Below are 10,431 nucleotides of genomic sequence, written 5' to 3'. Positions count from 1 at the left end.
GGCCTCCGCCGCTGCCATCGCCGACCGCCCGGCAAGGCCCGCGCGCGCCGCGCTGCGGGCGATCAGCGCCATCTGGCTCGGGCCGAGGCGTGGCGTCGCGGCAAGGTCGGCGAGCACGGCGCGGTCATGCAGCGAGGGGCGGGCATAGTCGGCCGCCTTGGCGAGCGGGATCACCATCGCTCCGCGCGTGCCGGATGCGTTGCGCAGAATGAGCTCACGCCCGCCGGCTGCATCGCGCACGCGGGCGAACGCGAAGGCGGGCGTGGTGGCTGCGAGAACGACGCCGCGTTCGCGGAAGCTCGCGGGTGCGAGCGGCGCGTCAGGTGCTGCGGCGCGCGGCGGTTCTGCCGGCGTGTGTGCAGGCGTGCTTTGGCGTGCCAGCGCTGTCATCGTCCGACGATGCGCAGACAGACGTAAGCGCGGGATTAAGGTCCCCCCCCCAGGCCGGGTCAGGGCGGTGGGGGCGGTGGCTCCTACCGCGCCTGGAACACCGGCTTGCGCTTGGCGAGGAAGGCGCGGAAGGCGTTCTGGAAATCCTCCGTCAGCACGAAGTCGTTCACCGCTGCCTCCTGTTCCGCCGTCACCGGCAGCGCGCCGCGGAGCAGGGTGAGCGCACGCTTGTGGAAGCGGGCCGACAGCGGCGCCCCCTCGGCGATGCGACGTGCGAGCGCCATGGCCTCGTCCTCGACGCGATCATCCGCCACGACGCGGGAGAGCAGGCCCTTCTGGTACGCCTCCGCACCGGAGAAGATGCGGCCCTCGATGAAGATCTCGGCCGCAACCGCGGTGCCGCAGATCTGCACCACGGGGTCCATCTCCGCGTACGGATACCAGATGCCGAGGTTGCGCGCGGTGATGCCGAAGCGCAGGCCCTCGCCGCCGACGCGGAAATCGCACATCGTGGCGATGCCCGCACCGCCGCCGATGCAGACCCCCTGGATCATCGCGACGGTGGGATGGATGCAGGCGCGGATCGACTGCATGCCGCGGTGGCAGACCTCGCCGTAGTGGTCCTCCTTCTCGCGCGTGCCGCGCTCGTCCTCGAAGGCGGAGATGTCCGCACCCGCGCTGAACGCCTCGGCACCGGCGCCGCGCAGCACGACGCAGCGGAGCGTGCCGTCGGCCGACAGCGCGTCCATCGTCGCGGCGAGGGTTTCCCACATCGCGAGGTTGAAGGCGTTGCGCTTCTCGCGGCGATCGAACACGACGACGGCGATGTCGCCATGGCGCTCGGTGCGGATATGCGGGCTCATCGTCACGGTGTCGTTTCCTTGCACAAGGGGATCAACGATCGAAAGCCATCAACTGTCGAAAGCGGGGCGGCTCTTGAGGTGCCGCCAGTGGTGCCAGAGCAGCCGCGCGGCAAGGCCGCGATAGGGCGCCCAGGGTTCCGCCAACGCGCGCAGCGCCTTCTCCGGCGGCCGCGCGGGCAGGCCGAACAGCGCCTCGGCCGAGCAGGCGAGTGCCAGGTCTGCGGCGGGGAATGCGTCGCGGCGCTGGAGCGCGAACAGCAGGTAGATCTCGGCCGACCATCGCCCGAAGCCGTTGAGCGCGCTGATCGCCGCGATCACCGCCTCGTCGTCCATCGCGGGGAAGGCGTCAGGGTCGAGGCGCTTCGTGGCCACGGCGTCGGCCAGGCCGCGCGCATAGGCGATTTTCGGGCGCGAGAGCCCGGCCTCGCGCAACGCCCCCTCGGGCAGGGCGAGCAGCGCCTCGGCACGTGGGCTTCCCGCCATCAGCGCCTCGATGCGCTTCCAGATGGCGGCGGCGGCGAGGTTGCTGATCTGCTGCCCGACGATGGCCGCGAGCAGGCCGGAGAACCCCGCCTCGCGCGTGCGCCAGGGCAGCGGGCCGGCGGCGCGCTCGATGGCGGCGAACTCCGGCACGCGGGCAGCCAGCCGCCTGAGCGCGGCACGCTCAGGCGCAGGCAGGGGGGGGATCGGGGCGATGGGGTCCGGCACGGCGGGGAGAATGCCTCCCCGCCGCGCCGGCGGAAAGCCGGGTCAGCCGATGCTTCGCCGTGAACCCAAGTGTCGAGTCAGGCAATTCGGCGCATGCATCCTCCGGATCGGATCATGCGATCCGCCGCACCCGGCCCGAGTCGCGATCCATCGTGAAGCGGGCGATCACGCCGCCCTCGGTGGTCACGAGCACGAACTCGGCGGTGCGCGAGCCGCTGTCCTTCACCTCGCCGATGCGCCAGTTGCGCTCGCCGAACCAGAGCAGGCCGGCCTCGGCGATCTTCTTCACGTCGTCGTTGGTGAGGTTCTTGTTGTCGCGGTTGATGAAGAACTGCGCGAACGGCCCGCTCATGCGGCCGCCCATCTGGCCACCATGGGCGTGATGGCCGCGGCCACGCTCGCCCATGCCCTGGCCCATCATGCCCTGGCCCATACCGGGGCCCATGCCCTGGCCCTGGCCGGGACCCATTCCCTGGCCCATGCCGGGCCCCATGCCCTGGCCCTGGCCCATGCCGGGGCCCATGCCAGGCCCGCCCTGGGCATAGGCGCCCATCTTGCCCGCGCCATAGCCGGCGAGGCCCGCGCTCGCGAGACCGCCTGCCACAAGTGTCACCTTGATCCAGTTCTTCATCTGATCCGCATCCTCTCCACGTTTGGCCCCGAGCCATCGGGGATCGTCGTGGAGCATGGGCCGTGGGGGTTGCTGGCGTTCGTCCCGCCGTTGCGGGGCGGTGAGGATGTGTAACGCTCTGTTGCGGCCGGCCCTCCGGCAACGCTGCGTGACGTGCGCCCCGTTGCCTCCGGCCCTCGGGAAGCGCGACAAGGGGACATGGCAGAGCCTGCCCCGCACATCCTCGTCGTCGACGATGACCGTGAGATCCGCGACCTGCTGTCGCGCTTCCTGGAAAAGCACGGCTTCCGCGTCACCGGCGCGCGCGATGGGCGTGAGCTTCGCCGGCTCTGGCCCGGGCAGCGCTTCGCCCTCGTCGTGCTCGACCTGATGCTGCCTGGCGAGGACGGGCTCGCGCTGCTGCGATTCATCAGGGGCGAGGGGCGAACGCCGGTGGTGATGCTGACGGCGATGGGCGAGGAGACGGACCGAATCGTCGGCCTCGAGCTCGGCGCCGATGACTATGTGCCGAAGCCGTTCAACCCGCGCGAACTGCTCGCCCGCATCCGCGCCGTGCTCCGCCGTGGCGAGACCCTGCCGGAGGACGATGGCGGGCCAGCCGCGACCTACCGCTTCGCCGGCTGGACGCTCGAGACCGCCCGCCGACGCCTGCTCTCGCCCACAGGCGTCGAGGTACCGCTGACGGGGGGCGAGTACGAACTGCTCGCCTGCCTCGCCGACCGGCCGGGGCGGGTGCTCACACGCGACATGCTGATGGACCTGCTGCACGGTCGCACCACCGGCCCGTTCGACCGTGCGATCGACGTCGCCGTCAGCCGCGTGCGGCGCAAGCTCGATGACGACGCGAAGAACCCCGCCCTGATCAAGACGGTGCGCGGCGGCGGCTACGTGCTCGCCACCGAGGTGGAACGGACATGAGGGTTTGGCCACGCTCGATCGCGGGGCGGACCTTCCTCGTCCTCCTTCTCGGCCTGTTCGCGGTGCAGGTCGTCGCACTGACCATCCATGCCTTCGACCGCATCGAGATCCAGCGCGCACAGCAGGCGCGCGAGGCGGTCGGGCGCACGGCGGCACTCTGGCGCACGCTGGTGATGAGCCAGCCGGAGCGGCGCGATGCCATCGCCCGTGGCTTCGACCTGCCCGAAGGTGTCACCGCCACCGTCGATGCCGCGCCGCTCGCGCCCGAGCGCGGGCTGATCACCGACCCCGGCATCGACAGGATCGCTGCCGGCCTCTCGCGCCTCGGGCCGCTGCACATGCGCCCGCGCGAGGTGCTGGTTGGCGGCGTGCCGCGACGGGCGATCACGGTCAGTCTGCGGTTGCCGGAGGGAGCCTGGCTCAACGTCAACGCGCGCCCGCCGCCGCCGCGGCCCTGGTCGGCGCCCGGCTTCCTCGCCGCACTCGGGCTGATGACGGTGGCGGTTGCCGCGCTGTCGTTCTGGGCGGTGCGGCGCACCACCCGCCCGATCAGCGACCTTGCCGCCGCCGCGGAACGACTGGGCCGTGACGTGAACGCGCCAAGGCTGCCGGAGACGGGCCCGGCCGAGGTGGCGCAGGCGGCAGCGGCGTTCAATACCATGGCCGACAGGATCGGCCGCTTCGTGGCCGACCGTACGGCGATGCTGGCCGCCGTCGGGCATGACCTGCGCACGCCGATCACACGGCTCAGGCTTCGCGCCGAGTTCGTCGAGGACGATGTGCAGCGGGCGAAGATCCTCGCCGACCTCGACGAAATGGAGGCGATGATCGCCGGCACGCTTGCGTTTGCGCGCGACGAGGCGGCAACGCAGCCGATGGGCCGCGTCGACCTCGCCGAGCTCCTGCGCACCATCGCCGACGAGGCGAACGACGTTGCGGGCCATGAGGTCGTGACGCTTGCGGTGCCGCCGCATTTGCCGGTCGATGCGCGGCCGCTGGCGCTCAAGCGCGCGCTCGGCAACCTCGTGCGCAACGCCGTGGTCTACGGCGGCGGCTGCCGCGTGACGCTGTCGGGGCCGGAGCAGGGCATCGTGCGGATTGCGGTGGCCGATGAGGGGCCAGGCATTCCCGAGGCGGAGCTCGAGCGCGTGTTCCAGCCCTTCCACCGGCTGGAGGCAAGCCGCAACCGCGAGACAGGCGGCACGGGGCTTGGCCTGTCGATTGCGCGCAACATCCTGCGCGCCCATGGCGGTGACGTGACGCTCGCGAACCGTTCCCCGGCTGGAGTGATGGCGACCGCGACGCTGCCCGCGTAGCGGTCAGCCGCGCAGCAGCGCCTTCAGCCGCAGCACGGCGCTGTCGGGCGTGGTCAGCACGCGCTTGCCGGTCGCCGCGGCCACCGCGTCGGCCGCGCGGGCGAGACTGAACTGCGCAAGCGCGATCACCTCTCCCTCGAGCGTGGGCGCGACGGCGGCGGCCTCAGCGTCGTGCCGCGCCGCATCCCCGGCATCGAGGGCAGAGAGCGCCGCGGGAGCGCAGGCTTCGGCGAGCGTCAGCGTGATGCCGCGCGCCTTTGCCGCCGCCGCGAACTCGGGCCGCATGGAGGGCAGCGTCGCGGGGAATGTGGCGAGCAGCCCGATGCGACCCGAGGGGGCTGCGTCGAGCGCTGCATCGATCATTGCCTCGTTCGGCTTCAGCACGGGGATGTCCGCGTTCGCCGCCTTCACCGCCTCGATGCACGGGCCGAAGGCCGAGCAGGTGAAGAGGATCGCCTCCGCCCCCGTGCGCCGCGCATAGGCGGCGAGGTCGAGGAAACGCTGCGTCATCGCCGGCGTGATCGCGCCATCCCTGGCCAGGTCGGCCGAGAGGCTGTCATCGAGCAGGTTCATCAGTGTGGGCGCCGGCCAGAGGCGCGCGAAGGCCTCGGCGATCGGCTGAGGCGAATGGCGGAGGGCGTGGATCAGCGCGATGCGCGGCATGGTCAGGCTTTACTGTGCTGCGCAGCGGACGAGCGGGGAAGGGAAGTCGAGGCAGCCGGGGAATTCGATCTCGCTCGGCCCGCGGCGGCGGATGGTGAGCAGGTCGGGGCTGCCGCAGCCGAAACCCGGGTTTGCCTGGGCCCCGAACATGCCTGGGACGCGGGGGATCGGCCGGAAGCGGATCTCGGCGCCGTCGGGCGTGACGCGCACGGTCTCGACGATGCGCTGCTGGTAGGTCGGGTCGAGCAGCGTGGTGCGCAGCACGATGTCGCGCGTGACGATCACCGTCGGCACGGCGTTGCAGGCCGCGGCACTCTGGGCGCGGTTGGGCGGCATCGTGCCGCCTGACCAGGAACCGAACAGCCAGGCATGCGGCTCGCCCTGCGCGGCGGCGGGAAGGGGGCTGAGGAGCAGTAGGGCAGCGATCAGAAAACGTGTCACGGCATGGTCCCGGATGGTTGTCGCGCGACGTTAGCCGAGGTGGTGGCCGGGAGGAACCGTCACGCCGACCGTCTCAGGCCCCCACCGCTCAAGCCCCCACCGCTCAAGCCCTGGCGGGCACAGGCGTGCGCGGGTCCTTCACCGGCAGGTTCACGAGGGCGGCGAAGGCGCCGGCGAGGATGGCGATGACCCACATCTGGTCGTAGCTGCCCGTGCGGTCCCAGATGAAGCCCGCGAGCGATGCGCCCATGAACCCGCCGATCTGGTGGCCGAGGAACACCAGGCCGAAGATCGTCGCGAGCCACTGCGTGCCGAAGCGTCGCGCGACCAGTGCCACCGTCGGCGGCACGGTGGACAGCCAGAGGAACCCCATCGCTGCGGAGAACATGACGAGCGTCGTCTCGTTCTTCGGGCCGAGGAAGAACAGCGTCATCACCACGCCGCGCGCGGCGTAGATGAACACCAGCAGCTCCCGCCGCCGCCACCGGCCAGAGAGCTCGCCCGACAGCATGGCCCCCATGATGTTGAACAGGCCGATGATGCTGATCGACGTCGCCCCCCAGGACGGGTGCAACCCGCAGGAGGCGACGAAGCCAGGCAGGTGCACGGTCAGGAACGACACATGCACGCCGCAGACGAAGAACCCGAAGAAGAGGCACCAGAAATGCGAGGTCGAGAGCGCTTCCTTCAGCGCCGCTCCCGCTGCCTGGGGCCGCCCCTCGTGCTTCGGTGCGGGCCTGTCGGCGAGCGGCAGCGCGAGCGGCATGGCGAGGATCGCCACCCCCGCCATGGCGAACAGCGCGCCCCGCCAGCCGAGCAGGTCGATCCCCGCCTGCACGATCGGCACGACCGAGAACTGCCCGAACGACGAGCCCGCCGTGACCAGCCCGGTCGCGCGGCCGCGCATCTCGGGCGGCAGCAGGCGCGAGAGGCCTGCCATCACGATCGGGAACCCGGCCGCTGACACGGCGATGCCGAGCACGAGCGAGGCACCGACATAGAACATCGCGAGCGACGCCGCCGCCGCCATGATGGCAAGCCCGATCGCGTAGAGCACCCAGCCGCCCCAGAGAACCGTGCGGCCGCCGAATCGATCCGCCACGTTGCCGCAGATCGGCTGCGCCACGCCGTTCAGCAGCACCTGCATCGCGATGGCGAGCGCAAAGGCAGAGGCCGTCCAGCCATGGAAGGCGGTCATCGGCCCGAGGAACAGGCCGAAGCTCTGGCGAAGCCCCATCGAGATCGCGCAAAGGACGACGGCACAGAGGAGCAGGAGGCGAGGTGACACGGCCATGCGGGCAGGCTACAGGCCCGCCGGGCCTTCGCCCAGGGCATAGCGCTGATACGGCCCATGCGTTGCCGTGATGCCCGGCTTGCGCTCCCCGCCTGCGCGGCACCCTCGCTTGCGCTCGGGTCGTGGCGCGTGTCACCTCGCCCTTTCGCCCAGGTCTGCCATCCCTCCGGCCAGGACATCCGCCCGTGGAACTGCCCTTCATCCGCAGCCTCTATGACTGGACGCTGCGGCTCGCGGCGCACCCGAAGGCGCAGGTGTGGATGGCGATCATCTCCTTCGCCGAATCGAGCTTCTTCCCCATTCCGCCCGACGTGATCCTGGCGCCGATGGCCGTCGCGCGGCCCGATCGCTGGTGGCGCTCGGCGCTGATCTGCACCATCGCCTCGGCACTCGGCGGCGCCTTCGGCTACCTGATCGGCTGGGGGCTGTACGAGGCCGTCGCGGTGCCGATCATCGAGGCCTACAAGCTTGAGGAGGCGAACGAGCGGTTCCGCGAGCTCTATCTCCAGTACGACTGGATGGTGGTGGCGATCGCGGGGTTCACGCCCATCCCCTACAAGCTCGCGACCATCGCCTCGGGCGCCGTCGGCATGGGGATCATCCCCTTCATGGCGGCCTCGGTGCTGAGCCGTGGCTTGCGATTCTTCATGGTGGCCTTCGTCGCGGCGAAATTCGGCCCGCCGGTGCTGGCCGTGATCGAGAAGCGGTTGACCTTCTTCACGCTGCTGTTCCTGGCACTGCTCGTCGGCGGCTTCGCGCTCGTGCGGTTCCTGTGAGGGTTCGCCTCGCGGAGGAGGACGACATCGCCTTCGTCATGGCGGTGGAGCGCACGCCCGGCTATGCGCGCGTCATCGGCCAGTGGCCCGAGGCGCGGCACCGTGCGGTGCAGGCCGATCCTGCCTGGGCCGTGCTGATCGGCGAGCGCGAGGAGCAACGGCGGGGCTTCGCCATCCTGCGCGGGCGCGACACGCGCCGGCCCGCGATCCAGCGCATCGCCGTTGCCGAGGCTGGGCAGGGCGAGGGGCGTGACCTGCTTGCCGCGGTGATCGACCATGCCTTCGGCGCGTTCGGCCTCGCGACGCTCAGCCTCGAGGTGTTCGCGCACAACACCCGCGCGCGGCGCGCCTATGCGCGGGCGGGCTTCGCCCCCGTCGGCTTCGTGCCGGAGGCGTGGCGGCTCGCCGACGGCACGGTCGTCGACGACGTGCTGATGCGCCTCAGCGCGGTGCCACCAGCGCGCTGATCTCGTCAAGGCTCGCCGGGTCGTCGATCGTCGGCGGCACGGCATAGTCCTGCCCGTCGGCGATGCGGCGGATCGTCGCGCGCAGCACCTTGCCCGACCGCGTCTTGGGCAGGCGCGGCACCACCCGCGCTTCCTTGAACGCAGCGACAGGGCCGATCCGATCGCGCACCATCGCGACAAGCTCGGCCACGAGCATGGCTTCCGGCTTGGTCACGCCCGCCTTCAGCACGACGAGGCCGAGCGGCACCTGGCCCTTCAGCGCGTCGCGCATGCCGACGACGGCGCATTCGGCGACATCCTGGTGCGCGGCGAGCACCTCCTCCATCGCGCCGGTCGACAGCCTGTGGCCGGCGACGTTGATGATGTCATCGGTCCGGCTCATCACCGAGACGTACCCATCCTGGTCGATCATTCCGGCATCGGACGTGGTGTACCAGCCGGGATGTTGCGCGAGATAGGCATCCCGGAAGCCCTGGTCGTTGTGCCAGAGCGTCGGCAGGCACGAGGGGGGAAGCGGCAGTTTCACCGCGAGATCGCCGATCGTGCCCGGTGGCACTGGGCGCGAGGCCTCGTCCAGCACCTGCACGTCGAAGCCGGGCGAGGGCTTGCCGCCCGAGCCTGGCTTCACGGGAAACAGGCCGAGGCCGCGGAAATTGCCGGTGATGGCCCAGCCCGTCTCGGTCTGCCACCAATGGTCGATCACGGGCTTGCCGAGCAGCCGCTCCGCCCACACGACCGTATCGGGATCACAGCGTTCGCCGGCGAGGAACAGCGCCTCCAGCCGCGAGAGATCGTAGCGACGCAGCAACGTTCCGTCGGCGTCATCACGCTTGATCGCGCGGATCGCGGTCGGTGCGGTGAACAGCGCCTTGACGCGATGCTCGGCGCACACCCGCCAGAACGCGCCCGCGTCGGGCGTTCCCACGGGCTTGCCCTCGTAGACGATGGTGGTGCAGCCGGCGAGCAGCGGGCCGTAGACGATGTAGCTGTGCCCGACCACCCAGCCGACATCCGAGGCCGCCCAGAACACATCGCCCGGCCCGACGCCATAGAGCATCGCCATGGTGTTGTTGAGCGCGACCGCGTGCCCGCCATTGTCGCGCACGATGCCCTTGGGCCGCCCCGTCGTTCCGGAGGTGTAGAGGATGTAGAGCGGATCGGTCGCGGCCACGGGAACGCAAGCGTGCGGCGTGGCGCCGCGTTCCGCCGCCGCCCAGTCATGGTCGCGGCCTTCCGTCATCGCGGCCTCGAGTTCCGGCCGCTGCAGGATCAGGCAGGCGGAGGGCTTGTGCGGCGAGATCGCGATCGCGGCGTCGAGCAGCGGCTTGTAGGCGATGGTCCGCCCCGGCTCGAGGCCACAGGAGGCGGAGATGATCACCTTGGGCGTCGCATCCGCGATGCGGCTCGCGAGCTCGGCGGCTGCGAAGCCGCCGAACACGACCGAGTGGATCGCGCCCAGCCTCGCACAGGCGAGCATGGCGATCACGGCCTCGGCCACCATCGGCATGTAGACGATGACCCGGTCACCCTTCGTCACCCCGAGGGCGGCGAGCGCGCCGGCGACGCGGGCGGTGCGGTCGGTCAGCTCCGCAAAGCTGTAGCGTGCCTGGCGCCCCGTCATCGGGCTGTCCCAGATCAGCGCCGGCTGGTTGCCGCGGCCGGCGGCGACATGGCGGTCAAGCGCGTTGTGGCACGTGTTCAGGACGCCATCGGGAAACCAGCGCCCGTACGCGCCGAGGGTGGCATCGAAGGCGATCGTCGGCGGGCGGGTCCATTCGAGCGCGGCGGCGCGTGCGGCCCACCAGCCGGCTGGATCGTGGTGCCATGCGGCGTAGGTGGCATCGTAGCCAGACCGCTCGGCAGAGGCTGGCAATGCGGCATCTGGCATCGGCGTCTTCCGTCCCGTTTCCACCCGTGCGGCGGCAGGCCTGTCGCCTGCGTCGTAGGGAAGGAGAGTGCGCGCG

12 protein-coding genes are annotated in these 10,431 nt (G+C 71.0%); 4 read left to right on the top strand and 8 right to left on the bottom strand.

Features of this window, described 5'->3' with window-relative positions:
* From Q0C38_RS08240 to Q0C38_RS08225, 4 genes are all read right to left on the bottom strand, one after another.
* Positions 1-390 (bottom strand): hypothetical protein (locus Q0C38_RS08240; protein WP_408870019.1); only part of this gene is annotated, 390 nt, incomplete at its 3' end.
* Between the two features lie 83 nt (positions 391-473).
* Entirely contained in the window at positions 474-1,253 is a 780-nt protein-coding gene (locus Q0C38_RS08235) for an enoyl-CoA hydratase/isomerase family protein (protein ID WP_291296593.1), read from the bottom strand.
* A 48-nt stretch (positions 1,254-1,301) separates the two neighbouring features.
* Positions 1,302-1,961 carry a DNA-3-methyladenine glycosylase gene (locus Q0C38_RS08230; RefSeq protein WP_291296592.1) on the bottom strand — a complete coding sequence of 220 codons (660 nt, stop codon included), beginning with the start codon at positions 1,959-1,961 and terminating at the stop codon, positions 1,302-1,304.
* A 112-nt stretch (positions 1,962-2,073) separates the two neighbouring features.
* A complete protein-coding gene (locus tag Q0C38_RS08225) occupies positions 2,074-2,592 on the bottom strand; it encodes a hypothetical protein (protein WP_291296591.1) in 519 nt (172 codons plus the stop codon).
* Between the two features lie 198 nt (positions 2,593-2,790).
* On the opposite strand from Q0C38_RS08225, the gene Q0C38_RS08220 reads away from it, so the two are divergent.
* A complete protein-coding gene (locus tag Q0C38_RS08220; RefSeq protein WP_291296590.1) occupies positions 2,791-3,510 on the top strand; it encodes a response regulator in 720 nt (239 codons plus the stop codon).
* Positions 3,507-4,826: an ATP-binding protein gene (locus Q0C38_RS08215; RefSeq protein WP_291296589.1), complete on the top strand. Its 1,320-nt coding sequence runs from the start codon at positions 3,507-3,509 to the stop codon at positions 4,824-4,826. Before Q0C38_RS08220 ends, Q0C38_RS08215 begins: the two co-directional genes overlap by 4 nt.
* Positions 4,827-4,829: 3 nt before the next feature.
* Here Q0C38_RS08215 and Q0C38_RS08210 read toward each other — a convergent pair whose 3' ends face one another.
* The 3 genes from Q0C38_RS08210 to Q0C38_RS08200 all read right to left on the bottom strand — a co-directional run bounded on the left by Q0C38_RS08210 (position 4,830) and on the right by Q0C38_RS08200 (position 7,224).
* The gene (locus tag Q0C38_RS08210) at positions 4,830-5,489 is read right to left on the bottom strand and encodes an arylsulfatase (RefSeq protein WP_291296588.1); all 660 of its coding nucleotides are present in this window, start codon (positions 5,487-5,489) and stop codon (positions 4,830-4,832) included.
* 9 nt (positions 5,490-5,498) lie between these two features.
* Positions 5,499-5,930, bottom strand: coding sequence for a hypothetical protein (locus tag Q0C38_RS08205; protein WP_291296587.1), 432 nt, complete (start codon positions 5,928-5,930; stop codon positions 5,499-5,501).
* Positions 5,931-6,033: 103 nt separating this feature from the next.
* On the bottom strand, positions 6,034-7,224 hold the full coding sequence (locus Q0C38_RS08200; RefSeq protein WP_291296586.1) for an MFS transporter: 1,191 nt from the start codon (positions 7,222-7,224) through the stop codon (positions 6,034-6,036).
* Positions 7,225-7,409: 185 nt separating this feature from the next.
* Here Q0C38_RS08200 and Q0C38_RS08195 point away from each other — a divergent pair, with 185 nt between their 5' ends.
* Entirely contained in the window at positions 7,410-8,000 is a 591-nt protein-coding gene (locus Q0C38_RS08195) for a YqaA family protein (protein WP_291296585.1), read from the top strand.
* Positions 7,997-8,467, top strand: coding sequence for a GNAT family N-acetyltransferase (locus tag Q0C38_RS08190; RefSeq protein ID WP_291296584.1), 471 nt, complete (start codon positions 7,997-7,999; stop codon positions 8,465-8,467). The genes Q0C38_RS08195 and Q0C38_RS08190 overlap by 4 nt, the downstream gene beginning before the upstream one ends.
* Here Q0C38_RS08190 and Q0C38_RS08185 read toward each other — a convergent pair.
* Positions 8,442-10,355, bottom strand: coding sequence for a propionyl-CoA synthetase (locus tag Q0C38_RS08185; protein ID WP_291296583.1), 1,914 nt, complete (start codon positions 10,353-10,355; stop codon positions 8,442-8,444). The two genes, Q0C38_RS08190 and Q0C38_RS08185, sit on opposite strands and share 26 nt — an antisense overlap.
* Positions 10,356-10,431: the final 76 nt, after the last annotated feature.

The organism is Elioraea sp., from assembly GCF_022842375.1.
Lineage (GTDB): Bacteria > Pseudomonadota > Alphaproteobacteria > Acetobacterales > Acetobacteraceae > Elioraea_A.
Note: the sequence above shows the minus strand (reverse complement) of the source record. Positions and strands in the feature narration are given on the sequence as shown.